The sequence below is a fragment of the Micromonospora sp. WMMD1155 genome, from assembly GCF_029581275.1.
GTDB lineage: Bacteria > Actinomycetota > Actinomycetes > Mycobacteriales > Micromonosporaceae > Micromonospora.
In genome coordinates, this window is the sequence record NZ_CP120742.1 from 3797255 (window position 1) to 3813761 (window position 16507).

The 16507-nt window shown below is 71.9% G+C and carries 13 protein-coding genes; 6 read left to right on the forward strand and 7 right to left on the reverse strand.

Annotation, left to right across the window (positions count from 1 at the left end; all coding sequences use genetic code 11):
* Window positions 1-13 precede the first annotated feature (13 nt).
* From O7617_RS17440 to O7617_RS17470, 7 genes are all read right to left on the reverse strand, one after another.
* Window positions 14-1129: an acetate kinase gene (locus tag O7617_RS17440; RefSeq protein ID WP_282256844.1), complete on the reverse strand. Its 1116-nt coding sequence runs from the start codon at window positions 1127-1129 to the stop codon at window positions 14-16.
* Complete coding sequence (pta, locus tag O7617_RS17445) at window positions 1126-3195, reverse strand: phosphate acetyltransferase (protein ID WP_282256845.1); 2070 nt, start codon at window positions 3193-3195, stop codon at window positions 1126-1128. Before pta ends, O7617_RS17440 begins: the two co-directional genes overlap by 4 nt.
* A gap of 98 nt (window positions 3196-3293) precedes the next feature.
* Entirely contained in the window at window positions 3294-3479 is a 186-nt protein-coding gene (locus O7617_RS17450) for a DUF6104 family protein (RefSeq protein WP_121653181.1), read from the reverse strand.
* Window positions 3480-3589: 110 nt separating this feature from the next.
* Complete coding sequence (locus tag O7617_RS17455) at window positions 3590-7351, reverse strand: multifunctional oxoglutarate decarboxylase/oxoglutarate dehydrogenase thiamine pyrophosphate-binding subunit/dihydrolipoyllysine-residue succinyltransferase subunit (RefSeq protein ID WP_282256846.1); 3762 nt, start codon at window positions 7349-7351, stop codon at window positions 3590-3592.
* A 246-nt stretch (window positions 7352-7597) separates the two neighbouring features.
* A complete protein-coding gene (locus O7617_RS17460) occupies window positions 7598-8422 on the reverse strand; it encodes an ABC transporter permease subunit (protein WP_282256847.1) in 825 nt (274 codons plus the stop codon).
* On the reverse strand, window positions 8419-9354 hold the full coding sequence (locus tag O7617_RS17465; RefSeq protein ID WP_145779139.1) for an ABC transporter ATP-binding protein: 936 nt from the start codon (window positions 9352-9354) through the stop codon (window positions 8419-8421). The genes O7617_RS17460 and O7617_RS17465 overlap by 4 nt, the downstream gene beginning before the upstream one ends.
* 141 nt (window positions 9355-9495) lie before the next feature.
* Window positions 9496-10143, reverse strand: a complete 648-nt coding sequence (locus O7617_RS17470; protein ID WP_282256848.1) for a hypothetical protein — start codon at window positions 10141-10143, stop codon at window positions 9496-9498.
* Between the two features lie 157 nt (window positions 10144-10300).
* Between O7617_RS17470 and O7617_RS17475 the strand changes: the two genes are divergently transcribed.
* The 6 genes from O7617_RS17475 (at window position 10301) to O7617_RS17500 (ending at window position 16445) form a co-directional block, all read left to right on the forward strand.
* Window positions 10301-11077: a GNAT family N-acyltransferase gene (locus O7617_RS17475; RefSeq protein ID WP_282256849.1), complete on the forward strand. Its 777-nt coding sequence runs from the start codon at window positions 10301-10303 to the stop codon at window positions 11075-11077.
* Complete coding sequence (locus tag O7617_RS17480; RefSeq protein ID WP_282256850.1) at window positions 11074-12006, forward strand: lysophospholipid acyltransferase family protein; 933 nt, start codon at window positions 11074-11076, stop codon at window positions 12004-12006. Before O7617_RS17475 ends, O7617_RS17480 begins: the two co-directional genes overlap by 4 nt.
* Window positions 12007-12663: 657 nt before the next feature.
* Window positions 12664-13488, forward strand: a complete 825-nt coding sequence (locus O7617_RS17485) for a DUF4097 family beta strand repeat-containing protein (RefSeq protein ID WP_282256851.1) — start codon at window positions 12664-12666, stop codon at window positions 13486-13488.
* Window positions 13485-14096, forward strand: a complete 612-nt coding sequence (locus O7617_RS17490) for a PadR family transcriptional regulator (protein WP_282256852.1) — start codon at window positions 13485-13487, stop codon at window positions 14094-14096. Before O7617_RS17485 ends, O7617_RS17490 begins: the two co-directional genes overlap by 4 nt.
* Window positions 14097-14181: 85 nt before the next feature.
* Entirely contained in the window at window positions 14182-14883 is a 702-nt protein-coding gene (locus O7617_RS17495) for a response regulator transcription factor (protein ID WP_030336721.1), read from the forward strand.
* On the forward strand, window positions 14880-16445 hold the full coding sequence (locus O7617_RS17500) for a HAMP domain-containing sensor histidine kinase (RefSeq protein ID WP_282256853.1): 1566 nt from the start codon (window positions 14880-14882) through the stop codon (window positions 16443-16445). The genes O7617_RS17495 and O7617_RS17500 overlap by 4 nt, the downstream gene beginning before the upstream one ends.
* The last annotated feature ends 62 nt before the right edge of the window (window positions 16446-16507 follow it).

Below are 16507 nucleotides of genomic sequence, written 5' to 3' on the forward strand. Positions count from 1 at the left end.
GCCCCGGCGCTGGTCAGCCGCCCTCCACCACGTCCATGGTCTGCCGGGCGATCTCCCGCTCCTCGTCGGTGTGGATGACGCAGACGCTCACCTCAGCGTCGTCGGGTGAGATCACCCGGTCGCCCGTACCGTCGTTGCGGTGACCGTCGACGGCGATACCGAGCCGTTCCAGGCCGGCCAGCGCGGCGGCCCGCACCGGTGCGGCGTGCTCGCCGACCCCGGCGGTGAAGGCGATCGCGTCGACGTGGCCGAGCAGCGCGTAGTAGGCCCCGACGTAGCCGGTGATGCGCCGGCAGTACACGTCGAAGGCCGACTCCGCCGCCGGGTCACCGGCCGCTCGGCGGTGCAGCACCTCGCGCATGTCGTTGGCGCCGGTCAGCCCGAGCAGGCCACTGCGGTGGTTGAGCAGATCGTCGATCTCGTCGACCGACAGCCCACCCTCCCGGCGCAGGTGGAAGATCACGGTCGGGTCCAGGTCGCCGCTGCGGGTGCCCATCACCAGCCCTTGGAGGGGTGACATACCCATCGAGGTGGCGACGCTGCGGCCGTTTCGCACCGCGCAGGCGCTGGCCCCGTTGCCGAGGTGCAGGGTGATGGTGTTCAGCTCGTCGTACGGGCGACCGAGCAGCTCGGCGGTGCGGCGGGACACGTACGCGTGCGAGGTTCCGTGGAAGCCGTACCGGCGGATGCCGTACCGCTCGGCGACGTCCCGGTCGATCGCGTACGTCGCGACGGCCTCCGGCAGGGTGTGGTGGAACGCGGTGTCGAAGACGGCGACCTGCGGGACGTCCGGCAGCGCCGCCCGGGTCACCTCGATGCCCGCCAGGTTCGCCGGGTTGTGCAGCGGGGCGAGCGGCACCAGCTCCCGGATCGCGGCCAGAACCGCGTCGTCGACGAGCACCGGGGCGCTGAACCTCCGGCCGCCGTGCACCACCCGGTGCCCGACGGCGGCGAGCCCGGTCAGGTCCAGTCCGTCGAGGATCTGCCGGACGGCGGTGGCGTGGTCCGCCGGGCCGCCACCGGGCTCACCGATCCGCTCGACGGTTCCGTGGTCCAGCGCCCGGTCGCCGTCGTAGCGCCGCCACTTGACCGACGACGACCCGCAGTTGAGCACCAGCACCCGACTCACGACGCCTCCTCGGTGGCCGCCTGGATGGCTGTGATCGCCACCGTGTTGACGATGTCCGGCACCAGCGCGCCGCGGGACAGGTCGTTGACCGGCCGCCGTAGGCCCTGCATCACCGGGCCCACGGCGACCGCCCCGGCGGAGCGCTGCACGGCCTTGTAGGTGTTGTTGCCGGTGTTCAGGTCCGGAAAGATGAAGACCGTGGCGTGACCGGCGACCGGGCTGCCCGGCAGCTTCGTCGCCGCCACCGCCGGGTCGATCGCCGCGTCGTACTGGATCGGTCCCTCGACCAGCAGGTCGGGTCGGCGTTCCCGGACCAGCGCGGTGGCCGCGGCGACCTTCTCCACGTCCTCGCCCGCGCCGGAGCTGCCGGTGGAGTACGACAGCATGGCCACCCGGGGTTCGATGCCGAACCGGGCGGCGGTGTCGGCAGAGGAGATCGCGATGTCGGCGAGCTGCGCGGCGTCCGGATCGCGATTGACCGCGCAGTCGCCGTAGACCAGCACCCGGTCCGCGAGCAGCATGAAGAAGACGCTGGAGGCCACCGAGACCTCCGGCACGGTACGGATGATCTCGAACGCCGGCCGGATGGTGGCGGCGGTGGTGTGCGTGGCGCCGGAGACCATCCCGTCGGCTCGTCCGGTCGCCACCATCAGCGTGCCGAAGTAGTTGGGCTGCGCCACGATGTCGTGCGCCAACTCGGCGGTCACACCCCGGTGGGCGCGCAGCCGCGCGTACTCGACAGCGAAGTCGTCCCGCCAGCCGCTGGTGACCGGGTCGACCACGTTCGCGTCGCCCAGGTCGATGCCCAGCTCACGGGTTCGCCGGGCGACGTCGTCCGGTCGCCCGAGCACTGTCAGCTCGGCCACCCCACGGCGCAGCAGGATCTCCGCCGCCCGCAGGATCCGGTCCTCGGTACCCTCCGGCAGCACCAGGTGCCGACGGTGCGAACGGGCCCGGTCGATCAGCTCGTTCTCGAACATCAGCGGGGTGACCCGGGTGGAGCGGCTGACCCGCAGCCGACGGGCCAGGTCGTCGGTGTCCACGCAGCGCTCGAACGCGCCCAGGGCCGCCTCCACCTTGCGCGGGTTGGCGGCGCTGGGCCGACCCTCGATCCGGCTGGACGCGGCCACCGTGTCGTAGCTGTCGCTGCCCACGGAGAGCACCGCCAGCCCGGTGTTCAGACCCTCCACCAACCGCATGACCCGGGGATCGGGCTGCTCGCCGAGGGTGAGCACCAGACCGGCGACCGACACCTGCCCGGCCACGTGCGCGGCGCTCGCGGCGACGAGCAGGTCGGCCCGGTCCCCGGGGGTGATCACCAGGGCGCCCTCGGTGAGGTGGTCCAGCAGGGTCGGCACATGTGCCGCACCGACCACGAAGTCCAGCACGTCCCGGCCGAGTGCGGCGTCGTCCCCGGCCAGCAGGGTGGCGCCGAGCGCCGCCGCCACCTCGGCCACCGTCGGCGCCGACACGCTCGGCACCTCCGGGATGGCGTACGCGGGCACCGGCAGGTCCGGCAACGTCATCGGCTCGGTCACCCGGTTGGCGATCACCGCGAGCACCGTCGCGCCCAGGTCGGCCAGGTCGTGGTACGCCCTGCGCACCGCCGCCGCCACCGCCGTCGGCTCCTGACCGAAGCCGTCCACCACCGGCACCACGACACTGCCGAACTCGATGGCCAGCCGGGCGTTGAAGGCCAACTCCCGAGGGTGGGCCGGGTCACCCGGGTCGTCGAAGTCGCTGCCCACCACGACGACCGCCGGGCATTGCCGCTCCACCGCCCGGTACCGCTCGACGACGGCGGAGATCAGTTCCTCACGCCGGCCGTCGGCCACCAGTGTCGCCGCCTCGGCGTAGGTGGCCCCGGCCAGGTCGGCGAGCGGCACCTCGACCCGGTAGCGCTCGCTGAGCAGGGCGAGGATCGGGTCCGCGCCGCTGGACGCGACCAGCGGTCGGAACACGCCGATCCGCCCCACCTGCCGCGACAACAGTTCGGCCAACCCGAGTGCGACGGTGGATTTCCCCCCGCCAGAACCAACGCTGGTCAGGTAAACACTCCGAGCCACAACCCCACCCCCACCCCACACTCGGTGATCAAGACGTTTGCGTCAGTTCCGGCCCCCATGGTGACCGAAAGCTCTTGATCACCGGGGGTGGAACGGAATCATGCGTCGTCGTCGTCGGGGTCGTCTAGGCGGGCCAGGTAGGTGGCGAGGCGTTCGATGGGGGTCTCGAACTCGGGGTTGAGGTCGACGAAGTCGCGCAGGCGTTCGCCCAGCCACTCCAGGGTCACCTGTTCGTCGCCCCGGCGCTCGACCAGTTCCTCGATGCCACGGTCGGTGAAGTACATGGGTTCGTCCTCGTGCTCGGCCCGGCGCGTGGCCGGGCGGGTGGACCGACGCGAGCCGGGGCAGGACCGTGGGGAACGGCCCTGCCCCGGCTCGCGCGGTACGGGTCAGGTCACGGGCGGGGGAGAGCCGCCTCGATCAGCGCGGTCTGCTCGACATCGTGGGTCTTGGCCGACCCGACCGCCGGGGCGGCCGCGGCCGGGCGGGAGATCCGCCGCAGGCGTACGTCGGTCAAATGCTCCAGCAGGTTGAGCGCGACGAACGACCAGGCACCCTGGTTGGCCGGCTCCTCCTGCACCCAGGCGAAGTCCTCCGCGTTCGGGTACTGCGCCAGGGCGGCCCGGATCTCCTCCACCGGCAGCGGGTACAGCTGCTCGATCCGGAGGATCGCCGTGTCGGTGACGCCGCGCTCCTGCCGGGCCTGGAACAGGTCGTAGTAGACCTTGCCCGAGCAGAGCAGCACCCGCTTCACCGCCTCCGGCGCCGGGGCTGCCGTGTCGCGCAGCACCGGCTGGAAGGTGCCGGTGGTGAAGTCCTCCACCGAGGAGACGCAGAGCTTGTGCCGCAGCAGCGACTTCGGCGTGAACACCACCAGCGGCTTGCGCTTGGGCGACAGGGCCTGGCGGCGCAGCAGGTGGAAGTAGTTCGCCGGGGTGGTCGGGATGGCCACCCGCATGTTGTCCTCGGCGCACATCTGCAGGAACCGCTCCGGCCGGCCGGAGGTGTGGTCCGGGCCCTGGCCCTCGTGGCCGTGCGGGAGCAGCAGGGTGACGGCGGAGCGCTGGCCCCACTTCACCTCACCCGAAGAGATGAACTCGTCGATCACCGACTGGGCGCCGTTGACGAAGTCGCCGAACTGGGCCTCCCAGGCGACGAGGGCGTTGATGTTCTCCACCGAGTAGCCGTACTCGAAGCCCATCGCCGCGTACTCGCTGAGCAGCGAGTCGTGCACGAAGAACCGGGAGCGCTCGCCGTCGCCGGTGAGCGACTTGAGCGGCAGGTAGTCGTCCCCGGTGCGGGAGTCGACGACCGAGGCGTGCCGCTGGACGAACGTGCCGCGCCGCGAGTCCTGACCGGCGAGCCGGACGGTGACCCCGTCGTGCAGCAGTGCCCCGAACGCGATGATCTCGCCGTAGCCCCAGTCGATGTTGCCCTCGGTGGACATCTTGGCCCGCCGGTCGAGCAGCTGCTGGATCCGCTTGTGCGGGGTGAAGCCCTCCGGCAGGTTGATGTGCGCCTCGCCGATGGCCTTGATCACGGACGCGTCGGTCGCGGTGTCGACCTGCGGCTCCGGCTCCTCCTCGCGGCGCGGGCGGTTGAGCTGGCGCGGTGCGGAGGCGGCGTCCCGGGTGGCCTTGAAGACCTTCTCCAGCTGCGCCTGGTAGTCGCGCAGCAGCTCCTCCGCGTCCTCCACGGTGATGTCGCCCCGACCGATCAGCTCCTCGGTGTAGAGCTTGCGGACCGAACGCTTCGAGTCAATGATCTTGTACATCTGGGGGTTGGACATCGACGGGTCGTCGCCCTCGTTGTGCCCGCGCCGGCGGTAGCAGACCATGTCGATCACGACGTCCTTGTTGAACGTCTGCCGGTATTCGAACGCCAGCCGGGCGACCCGGACCACGGCCTCGGGGTCGTCGCCGTTGACGTGGAAGATCGGCGCCTGGATCATCCGGGCCACGTCGGTGCTGTAGAGGCTGGACCGGCTGTACTCCGGGGCGGTGGTGAAGCCGACCTGGTTGTTGACCACCACGTGCACGGTGCCGCCGGTGCGGTAACCGCGCAGCTGCGACAGGTTGAGGGTCTCGGCCACCACGCCCTGACCGGCGAACGCGGCGTCGCCGTGCACCGCCAGCGGCAGCACGGTGTAGCCCTCCAGCTTGAGGTCGATCCGGTCCTGCTTGGCCCGGACGATGCCCTCCAGCACCGGGTCGACGGCCTCCAGGTGCGACGGGTTGGCCACCACCGACACCTTGACCGCGTGCTCGCCGTCGGGGGTGGTGAACTTGCCGTTCTGACCCAGGTGGTACTTCACGTCGCCGGAGCCCTGCGTGGAGCGCGGGTCCAGGTGGCCCTCGAACTCCGAGAAGATCTTCTCGTACGGCTTGCCGACGATGTTGGCCAGCACGTTGAGCCGACCCCGGTGGGCCATGCCGATCACGACCTCGTCCAGGCCGCTCTCCGCGGAGGACTCCAGGACCTCACCGAGCAGCGGGATCAGCGACTCGCCGCCCTCCAGCGAGAACCGCTTCTGGCCCACGTACTTGGTCTGCAGGAAGGTCTCGAACGCCTCGGCGGCGTTGAGCCGGTTGAGCACGTGCTTCTGCTCGTCGGCGGACGGCTTCTCGTACTTGCGCTCGATGCGCTCCTGGACCCAGCGCCGCTCCTCCGGGTCCTGGATGTGCATGTACTCGATGCCGACCCGGCGGCAGTACGAGTCGCGCAGCACGCCCAGGATCTCGCGCAGCTTCATCCGCTGCCGGCCGGCGAAGCCGTTGACCGGGAACTCCCGGTCCAGGTCCCATAGGGTGAGGCCGTGCTGGAGAACGTCCAGGTCCGGGTGCTTGCGGATCTTGAATTCCAGCGGGTCGGTGTCGGCCATCAGGTGGCCGCGCACCCGGTACGCGTGGATCAGCTCGTGCACCCGGGCGGTCTTGTTGATCTGGCCCTCGGAGCTGACCGCCACGTCACGCATCCAGCGCACCGGCTCGTACGGGATGCGCAGCGCGGTGAAGATCTGGTCGTAGAAGCCGTGCTCGCCCAGGATCAGCTCGTGCATGACCTTGAGGAACTCGCCGGACTGCGCGCCCTGGATGATCCGGTGGTCGTACGTGCTGGTCAGCGTGATGATCTTGCTGACGGCCAGCTCGGCCAGGGTGGCCTCGGACATGCCCTGGTAGGGCGCCGGGTACTCCATCGCGCCGACGCCGATGATCGCGCTCTGCCCCTGCATGAGCCGCGGCATCGAGTGCACGGTGCCGATGCCGCCCGGGTTGGTCAGCGAGATCGTGGTGCCGGAGTAGTCCTCCATGGTCAGCTCGTTGCGCCGCGCCCGCCGGACCACGTCCTCGTACGCCTGCCAGAACTGCCGGAAGTCCATCTGCTCGCAGCCCTTGATGGAGGGGACCACCAGGTTGCGGCTGCCGTCCGGCTTGGCCAGGTCGATCGCGATGCCGAGGTTGACGTGCGTCGGGCGGACCACCGCCGGCTTGCCGTTGGCCTCGGCGAAGGAGTTGTTCATCTCCGGGTGCGCGACCAGCGCCCGGACCATCGCGTACCCCACCAGGTGGGTGAAGCTGACCTTGCCACCACGCCCCCGGGCGAGGTGGTTGTTGATCACGATGCGGTTGTCGACCAGCAGCTTCGCCGGGACCGCGCGGACGCTTGTCGCGGTGGGCACGCTCAGCGAGGCGTCCATGTTCTGGACGATCTTCGCGGCGACGCCGCGCAGCGGCGTGGTCTGCGGACCGTCCGCGGTCGGCGCGGCGGCCTTGGCGGCCGGCTTGGCCTTCTCCGGCGCGGCCTTGGGCGCGGCCGGAGCAGCGGCGGCGGGCTTGGCCGGCGCCGACTGGGTGGTGGCCGGCTTCGCGTCGGCCGGCGTGCTCGCCGTCTTCGCGGGGGCGCTCGGCTGGCTGACCTTGGCGGCGGCCTCCGGCTGGCCGTCCGGCTCGGGAGCGGCGGCCGGCTTGTCCGACGACTCGGCCCCCCGTGGGGTGGCCGCTCCGGGCGCCGGCCGGTAGTCGGCGAAGAAGTCGTGCCAGGCCGAATCGACGCTCGTTGGGTCGGCGAGGTAGCGCTGGTACATCTCCTCGACGATCCACTCATTCGGGCCGAAACCCGCTAGTGGGTTCTCCTGCGAAGTCTGCTGGGTCGACACGGCCGGTAATCGCCTCTTTCACGCGGGTTTGTGTGGCACGCGGTGTGTCCCTCGCGCCCGATTAGGAGCGCGGACTGGACGGTTCCCAGGCTACGCCGTACCGATCCCGCAGGCATTTCCGCCTCGGTCCCGTGGCCGGTTTCACAGAAGATGCCAGAAGTTCACCAACCGCTGCGTGCTCGGTCGGCGACTGCTAAGGCGGACCGTACCGGGGTGGCGGCTCGGCCGTCGCCACCCCGGTACCGGTCAGGAGATGTCGCGTCGACGCATCAGCAGGGTGCCGACCACGCCGGTCACCACCGCGTACCCGATCAGCACGGCCGCGCCGGCCCAGCGCGGCGGGTTGCCCGGGATGTCCGCCCCGGTGACCATCAGCGACGAGGCCAGCGACGGCACCAGCAACTGGAGGTTGTTGATCCAGTCACCCCACCGCTCGGCCAGGATGGCGATCACGAAGATGGCGCCGATCGAGCCGCCCAGGTAGAGCAGGATGCCGGTCACCGTGGCACCGATCTGGCTGCGCAGCAGCACGCCGATGCCGACGCCGAACACCGCCCAGAGCAGGTACGCGAGCAGGTTCAACCCGATCGCCCGCCACGCCGCGTCGTTGCCCAGTTGCGAGTCGAGCCCGACCGCGTTCAGCACCGCCGAACCGGCGACCAGGTTGAGCGCGGTGGTCACCAGCCAGAACAGCAGCGCCAGCACGCCCGCCGCGACCAGTTTGGCGGTCATCACGGCGGTGCGGTGCGGGTTGGTGAGGAACGTGGTGGTCACCGTCTGGTGGAAGAATTCGCTGGTCACCACGATGATGCCGAGCAGCATCACGATCAGCAGGCCGAAGAACTGCCCGGTGGTGAAGAGGTTCGAGGAGAGCGCGTCCGCGCTAGCCGCCACCGCCAGGGTGTCGGCCTGGTCGGCCGGTACGTCGCTGAGGTTGCCGTTGGTCAGGGTGTCGGCCTGCAGCCAGTTGATCAGCAGGGTGAGCGCCCAGAGCGGCAGGCTGATCAGCGCGAAGATCCACCAGGTGTTGGTCGTACGGATCTTGAGCAGCTCGGATCGGACCAGGTTCATCGGATGCCCGCCTTTCCGGCCGTCAGCTCCAGGAAGACCCGTTCCAGATCGGGCCGTTCGGTGGTCAGTTCGTGCAGCTCCACGCCGGCGGCGAGGGCGGCGCGGCCGATGGTCGGCGCGTCCACCCCGGAGACCAGCAGCACGCCCTGTTCGTCGACGTTCACCGTCGCCGACTGCGCCTTGAGCGCGGTGGTCAGCGCCTCGGCCTGCGGCGTACGCACCCGGACCTGCGCGCCCTGCGCCATCGACCCGAGCACCTGGTCGACCGGACCCTGCCGGATCAACTGGCCGGCGGCGATGATCACCACGTCGTCGGCGAGCAACTGCATCTCGGACAGCAGGTGGCTGGAGACCAGCACCGTACGGCCCTCGTGGGCGAGGTTCTTGAGGAACCCGCGCATCCACCGGATGCCCTCCGGGTCGAGCCCGTTGGCCGGCTCGTCCAGGATCAGCACCCGGGGGTCGCCGAGCATCGCCGCGGCGATACCGAGCCGCTGCTTCATGCCCAGCGAGTAACCCTTGAACTTGCGCTTCGCCGCCGGGGTCAACCCGACCAGTTCCAGCACCTCGGCGGCCCGCTGCTTGGGCAGTCCGGCCGCCGCGCAGATCACCCGCAGGTGGTTGATGCCGGTGCGGCCCTTGTGCGCGCTGGACGCCTCCAGGATCGCGCCGACGTGCCGCAGCGGGTCGGCGAGGTCGGCGTACCGGCTGCCGCTGATGGTGGCCGTGCCGGCGGTCGGCGTGACCAGGTTCAGCAACATGCGCAGCGTGGTGGTCTTACCAGCGCCGTTCGGGCCGAGGAAGCCGGTCACCCGCCCCGGCGCCACGGTGAAGGACAGGTTGTTCACCGCCCGGACGTTCTTGTACTGCTTCGTCAGACCGGACACCACGATCTGACCGTCGCTGGTGGGGCTTCTCTGCCCGTCAGTCATCGTTCTCCTCCCGTGCGTGGCGCTGAGGTACGCCGTGGCACAGCGTGACGGCCCAATGCAACAAGGTCAATCAGGCGCGGTCCGTATGTCCTGATCCGTCTCAGGGTGGAGGCGGGTCATCCCTGCGGTTGACGACCAGGATCAGCGGGCGATCCAGGTCGCCCGTGCCGCGCCCAGCAGCGCGCCGTCCGGGCCGTACAGGCTGGTGTGCACGAGCGCCTTGCGCCCGTCCACGCCGAGCAGCGCCCCGGTCACCACGCACTCGTCGCCCGGAGCCGGCAGCGCCGCGACCACGGCGGCGATCCGGCCCAGCAGGTACGGGCGGCCCGGCGCGAGCACCGTCCACCCGCCGGGGCAGTCCAACGCCGCCCAGACCGTGGCCTCGCCGACCTGCTCGGGGGCCCGGAACGGCGCGGCGGTCCGACCGTCCGGCAGCCGACCGGGGAAGATCCGCAGCCCGTCCGGGCGCTGCGGCCCGCAGACGTAACAGCCGGGGAACGGATGCTCGACCAGCCCGGGGTAGCGGGTCGCGGCGGCCACCGCGGTCTCCAGGTCGACCGGGGGTACGACGGCGTCGACGGCCCCGGTCGGGCGTACCTCCGCCACCAGGTTCCCGGCCGGATCCCGGACCTCGCCGTCGACAAGGCTCAGCTCGGTCTCCAGTGGTGGTGGCCGGCGTAGCGTCACCTCGACCGGTCCGGTGCCGCCCGCCGCGGCGGCGAACACCCCCGCGCTCCATCCGCCGTTGCCGGAACCGGTGGGCCCGTTGTAGCGGGACTCGATGCGCATCGTCGACCTCCGTGTGGCGTACCGGCGTCCCCGCCGGCCGTCCCGGCAGCCTCGCACGCCCGGAAGCCGGCGCTGCTCGCGGTCTCGCCTGCCGGCGTTCATCCGATCGACACCGGTGGTCCCCGTGGATGGCAACCCGGGCACCTACACAGATTCCATGGCCGTTCTGCATGCCGCTGGCACACCCCTGAAGACCAGCGGATACACCCTGCTGATCGCCGACGACCCCACCCAGGTCGCGGCCGCGCAACGCCTGCGCCACGAGGTGTTCGCCACCGAACTCGGCGCCACCCTCCGTCCCGGCCAGGCCGGGTTGGACGTGGACCCCTTCGACGCGTACTGCGACCATCTGATCGTCCGCGAGGACAGCACCGGCGCGGTGGTCGGCACCTACCGGCTGCTTCCCCCCGGCCGCACCGACCGGCGGTACGCCGAGGACGAGTTCGACCTCACCGCGCTCGACTCCCTCCGCGACGACCTGGTGGAGACGGGCCGGTCCTGTGTACATCCGGACCACCGCTCCGGTGCGGTGATCAACCTGATGTGGGCGGGCCTCACCCGCTACCTGCACCTGCGCGGTTCCCGCTGGCTCGGCGGCTGCGCCTCGGTGCCGGTGGACGACGGTGGGCGGACGGTCGCCGAGGTCTGGGCCCAGGCGCAGACCCGGCACCTGTCGCCGCCGCCGCTGCGAGTCCGCCCGCTGCGCCCCTGGTTCGCCGAGTCGGCCGCCGCCGCGCCGGTGACCGCCGCCGAGCCGGCCGGGCGCGTCGTGGTGCCGCCGCTGCTGCGGGGGTACCTCCGGCTCGGCGCGTGGATCTGCGGCGAACCGGCGTACGACAGCGACTTCCGGTGCGCGGACTTCTACGTGCTCTTCTCGCTGGACCGGATGAACCCGCGATACCTGCGGCACTTCCTGGGCGGGGAGCAGCGGTGACCACCGTGGCGCACGACCTGTGGCGGCCCGCCTCGGGCTGCGACGACGACTGCCTGCCGGCGGCCGGCGAGGTACCCACGGTGCCGATGGCCCGTCGGGTGCTGCGGTCGGTGGCGGCGCTCGGCATGCTGGTGGCCGGGATCGGCCTGGTGGTGCTGCTGCCGGTGCTGCCGAGCCGGGAACGGCAGGCGGCGGTACGCGGCTGGGCCCGGGCCACCATCCGCGCCTTCGGCGTCCGGCTGGTGATCCGGGGTCGGCTGCCGCGACGGCGGGCGCTGCTGGTCGCCAACCATGTCTCGTGGCTGGACATCCTCGCGGTGCTGGCGGTGGCGCCCACCCGCATGGTCGCGAAGCGGGAGATCCGCTCCTGGCCGGTGGTCGGTCTACTGGCAGCGGCGGCGGGCACCGTCTTCGTGGACCGGTCCCGGCCGATGGCGCTGCCGGCCACCGTCGGTCGGATCGCGGACGCGTTGCGTGCCGGCCGGTCGGTGACCGTCTTCCCGGAGGGTACGACCTGGTGTGCGGGTGACGGTGCCGACGACTGCCGCCCCGGCGGTGGTTTCCGGCCCGCGTCGTTCCAGGCGGCCATCGACGCGGGCAGCCCGGTGGTGCCGTTGCGGCTCGCCTACCGCTGTGCCGCCACCGGCTCGGCCACCACGGCGACCGCCTTCCTCGGCGCGGACACCCTGCTGCGGTCGGTGGCCCGGGTGGTGACGGCGCGGGAGATCGTGGTCTCGGTGACGATCGCCGCCGCGCTGCACCCGGCCCGGGACGCCGACCGGCGGTTGCTGGCCCGCGCCGCCGAGTCGGCCGTACACCTGACGCACGCGCCGGGTGCGCGGACCCGGCTGCGTGCGGTTTCCACCCCCACCCCGGCGGTCCCCGCTCCGACGCCCGTCGCAGGTCGCGAGCTGGACCTGGCTGCCTAAAGCCGCCCGCCGCCCTGCCCGCCGCCCTGCCCGCCGCCCCGCCCGTCGCCCCCGGCCCGTCGCCCCCCGCCCCGCCCGTCGCCCCCGGCCCGTCGCCCCCGGCCCGTCGCCCCCCGCCCCGCCCGTCGCCCCCGGCCCGTCGCCCCCGGCCCGTCGCCCCCCGCCCCGCCCGTCGCCCCCGGCCCGTCGCCCCCGGCCCGTCGCCCCCCGCCCCGCCCGTCGCCCCCGGCCCGTCGCCCGCCGCCCCGCCCGTCGCGCCCGGCCCGTCGCCCGCCGCCCCGCCCGTCGCGCCCGGCCCGTCGCCCGCCGCCCCGCCCGCCGCCCCCGGCCCGCTGCCCGCCGCCCGCCGCCCCGCCCTCGCCGCAGGATCACCGACCAAGATCCGCGCAACATCGGGGATGTTGCTGCCTCCCGCACGTCTGAGGCAGCAACATCCGGGAAGTTGCGCGGATCTTGCGCGCGGATCTTGCGCGCGGATCTTGCGCGCGGATCTTGCGCGGGGGTCTTGCGCACGGATTTTGCGCGCGGATGCGGCGCGGTGGGCAGTGCGGCGCGGTGGGCAGGCGGCTCGCGACCTATCTTGTCATGTCGCGATGTATCGCGTTAGTGTCTCCTGGTGGAGCGCGCGTCGGCGCGCGTCGGCGAGAGGGGGACACCATGGCCGGCTGGACGGTCGAGAGCCCGCAGCGGCTCACCATTGACGGTCCGGTCACCCGGCTGGACGTCCGGCTGGTGAGCGGACGGCTCAACGTGGTCGCCACCGACGGTCCGACCCGGATCGACGTCACCCAGGTCGGTCGCCGGCCGGTGGTGATCGACCACTCCGACGGCCGGCTCGGCATCCGCCAGGAGCGCGGCCGGAGCTGGTCGGACGTCCTGCGGTGGTTTCGGATGATCCACCGGTACCCACGGGTGGACGTCTCCGTCGCCGTGCCCGCCGATGTCCTCGCCGACCTGGGCCTGGTCGCGGGCGCGCTGGTCGCCTCCGGCCTGCGCCGGCAGACGTCGGTGCACGTCGTCTCCGGCCAGATCACCCTGATGGGCCTGCGGGGCAACACCTCCGCGACGATCACGTCGGGGCCGGTGGAGGCGCTCGGCGTCCGGGGCGACCTCTCGGTCGAGACGGTCTCCGGTGAGGTGATCCTCGCCGACAGCGCCGCCGACCGGGTGCGGGCGCAGACGGTCTCCGGTGCGATCACCTGCGACCTGGACAACCCCCGACGCAGCGAGATCCGACTGACCACCATCTCGGGCGGCATCACCGTCCGGGTCCGCGAGGACAGCGACCTCGCCGTCCAACTGCAGACCGCGTCGGGCCGGATCACCAGTGGCTTTCCGCAGGTCCGCACCTCGACGTTTCCGCTGCGCAGCAGCGAGGGAGTGCTCGGCGCGGGCGACGGTAAGCTCTGGGCTTCCGCGACCTCGGGGAGCATCGCCCTGCTCGCCCGAGCCGTCGACGACGATTCCGAGGAGCTGCCGTGACCGCCGTGTTCAGCCACGGACGGCTCCGGCTCTACCTGCTCAAGCTCCTCGACGACGGCCCGAAGCACGGCTACGAGCTGATCCGCCTGCTGGAGGACCGGTTCCTCGGGCTCTACGCGCCCAGCGCCGGCACCATCTACCCCCGCCTGCAACGGCTGGAGGCCGAGGGCCTGGTCAGCCACACCGCGGCCGGTGGTCGCAAGACGTACGACATCACCGACGCCGGTCGTGCCGAGCTGCGCCAACGGGCCGGCGAGTTGACCGAGCTGGAGGCCGACATCGCCGCCTCGGTGGCCGACCTGTCCAGCCTGGCCGGCGAGATCCGCAGCGAGGTACGCGGGTCGGTGCGCGACCTCAAGCGGGAGCTGAGCGAGGCCACCCGGCAGACCCGGCGTACCCGGTGGGAGACGCCTGCGCCCCCGCCCGGGCCGGCGTCGCCCGCCGGGCCGCACACCGCGCTGCTCGACGAGTTCGACAAGCGGTTGGCCGAGTTCACCGCCGAGGTGGGTCGACTCGTGCGCGCCCGACGGTTCAGCGAGACGCAGCTTCGCACCGCCATCCGGCTGCTCGACGGGGCCCTGGACGGGCTGCGCCGCCTGCTGCGCTGAGCCGGAGAACCGGTCGGCCGCGACTCACAGGTTTTTTGCAGGAACCGTCCAGCGCCGACGCAGTCGTGTCACCGATGATGGGCCCATGCCCGCTACCCAGACCGAGGCGCGACTCCTCGTGGTCGAGGACGACCCCAACATCCTCGAACTGCTCTCCGCGAGCCTGCGGTTCGCGGGCTTCGACGTGGCCACCGCGACGAGTGGGAGCGCGGCGCTCAACGCCGCCAAGGACCACCGGCCCGACCTGGTGGTGCTCGACGTGATGCTCCCGGACCTGGACGGCTTCGAGGTCATCCGGATGCTCCGCGAGGGCGGCACGCGTACCCCGGTGGTCTTCCTGACCGCTCGGGACGCCACCGACGACAAGATCCGTGGGCTCACCCTGGGCGGCGACGACTACGTCACGAAGCCGTTCAGCCTGGAGGAGCTGACCGCCCGGATCCGCGCCGTGCTGCGCCGCACCACGACCGGCGAGCAGGCGCCCTCCCGGCTCACCTTCGCCGACCTGGAGTTGGACGAGGAGACCCACGAGGTGCACCGTGCCGGTCAGCGGGTGCAGCTCTCGCCGACCGAGTTCAAGCTGCTGCGGTACCTGATGCTCAACGCCAACCGGGTGCTGTCTAAGGCGCAGATCCTCGACCACGTCTGGAACTACGACTTCCGGGGCGACGACAACATCGTCGAGTCCTACATCTCGTACCTGCGGCGCAAGGTGGACACCACCCAGCCCCGGCTGATCCACACCCTCCGTGGAGTCGGGTACGTCCTGCGCAAGCCGGCGGCGTGAACGCGGTCCAGCAGGCGAAGGGACGGGTGCGCGGCGTTCCACTGCGGATCAAGCTGGTCACCTCGGTGCTGGCACTGGTCGCCGTGGCGCTGCTGGTGATCAGCGTCTCGACCGCGTACTTCCTGCACAACTACCTGGTCGACCAGATCGACTGGGAGCTGAAGAGCTCCGCCAAGGGCATCCAGTCCATCACGCCGTCGACGACGAACTCCGTCTCGCTGCCCAGCGACTACGTGGTCGTACTGACCGACCCGAGGACCGGCCAGGTGCAGGTGCCCGTCTACGACACGTCCCGTTTCCGGATGGACGACCTGCCGCGGTGGCCGAGCGACGCGGCCGGCTTCGAAGAGCAGGAGACGGCCCAGGGTGGCGTCCCACGCACCGTCCGGGCCCGGGACAGCTCGGTGCGCTGGCGGATGCTCTACACCGAGTTGCAGAACGGCCAGGTGGCCGCGATCGGCCAGCACCTGACCGACGTCGACCAGGCCGTCAAACGACTCGCCTGGATCGATCTGCTGGTCGGCGGCGCGGTGCTGATCATGCTGGCCTCGGTCGGCGCGGCGATCGTCCGGACCAGCCTCAAACCACTCGTGGAGATCGAACGCACCGCCGCCGCCATCGCCGGCGGTGACCTGAGCCGCCGGGTGCCCGACCCGGAGCAGGGGCAGGAGCATCCCACCTCGGAGTTGGGGAGGCTCTCCCGCGCGCTGAACGCGATGCTCACCCAGATCGAGGTGGCGTTCACCGCCCGCGCCGCCTCGGAGAGCGCGGCGCGGTGGGCGGAGAGCGCCGCCCGGGACGCGGCGGCCTCCGCTCAGGCGTCCGAGGCGCGGGCCCGGCGCTCGGAGGAGCGGATGCGGCAGTTCGTCGCCGACGCCTCGCACGAGTTGCGGACCCCGTTGACCACCATCCGCGGTTTCGCCGAGCTGTACCGGCAGGGCGCGGCCCGCGCACCGGAGCAGACCGCCGGTCTGCTGCGCCGCATCGAGGACGAGGCGGCCCGGATGGGGCTGCTGGTGGAGGACCTGCTGCTGCTCGCCCGGCTGGACCGGGAGCGGCCGCTGTCGCTGACTCCGGTGGAGCTGCCGGTGCTCGCCTCCGACGCGGTGCAGGCCGCGCGGGCGATCGCCCCGGATCGACGCATCGAGCTGGAGATCGCACCGGATGCGGGCCCGCTCGTGGTCTCCGCCGACGACGCGCGGCTGCGACAGGTGATCGGCAATCTGGTCACCAACGCGTTGACCCACACCCCCGCCGACGCCGAGATCCGCGTGCGGTTGCACAGCGAACCGGGGGGCCTGGCCGTGGTGGAGGTCGCCGACACCGGCCCGGGGCTCTCCCCGGAGCAGGCCGAACGGGTCTTCGAACGGTTCTACCGGGCCGACGCGGCACGGACCCGGCGGGCCGACGGCAACACCGGCACCGGCCTCGGCCTGGCCATCGTGGCGGCGCTGGTCGCCGCCCACCACGGCTCGGTCGAGGTGGCCGAGACGCCCGGTGGCGGGGCGACCTTCCGGGTCCGGCTTCCGCTGCTGCCACAGGTCGACGACGTCGGCGAGTGACTTTCAGCCAACTTCCAGGACGGTTCCAGCTTGATCGCAGTGCTGGGGGAGAAGGTAGTGAC

Excerpts from the sequence above, each read along its gene's own strand:
- O7617_RS17450 (WP_121653181.1), bottom strand. The coding sequence starts at position 3,479 with ATGTACTTCACCGACCGTGGCATCGAGGAACTGGTCGAGCGCCGGGGC.
- O7617_RS17460 (WP_282256847.1), bottom strand. The coding sequence starts at position 8,422 with ATGAACCTGGTCCGATCCGAGCTGCTCAAGATCCGTACGACCAACACC.
- O7617_RS17465 (WP_145779139.1), bottom strand. The coding sequence starts at position 9,354 with ATGACTGACGGGCAGAGAAGCCCCACCAGCGACGGTCAGATCGTGGTG.
- O7617_RS17470 (WP_282256848.1), bottom strand. The coding sequence starts at position 10,143 with ATGCGCATCGAGTCCCGCTACAACGGGCCCACCGGTTCCGGCAACGGC.
- O7617_RS17475 (WP_282256849.1), top strand. The coding sequence starts at position 10,301 with ATGGCCGTTCTGCATGCCGCTGGCACACCCCTGAAGACCAGCGGATAC.
- O7617_RS17485 (WP_282256851.1), top strand. The coding sequence starts at position 12,664 with ATGGCCGGCTGGACGGTCGAGAGCCCGCAGCGGCTCACCATTGACGGT.
- O7617_RS17495 (WP_030336721.1), top strand. The coding sequence starts at position 14,182 with ATGCCCGCTACCCAGACCGAGGCGCGACTCCTCGTGGTCGAGGACGAC.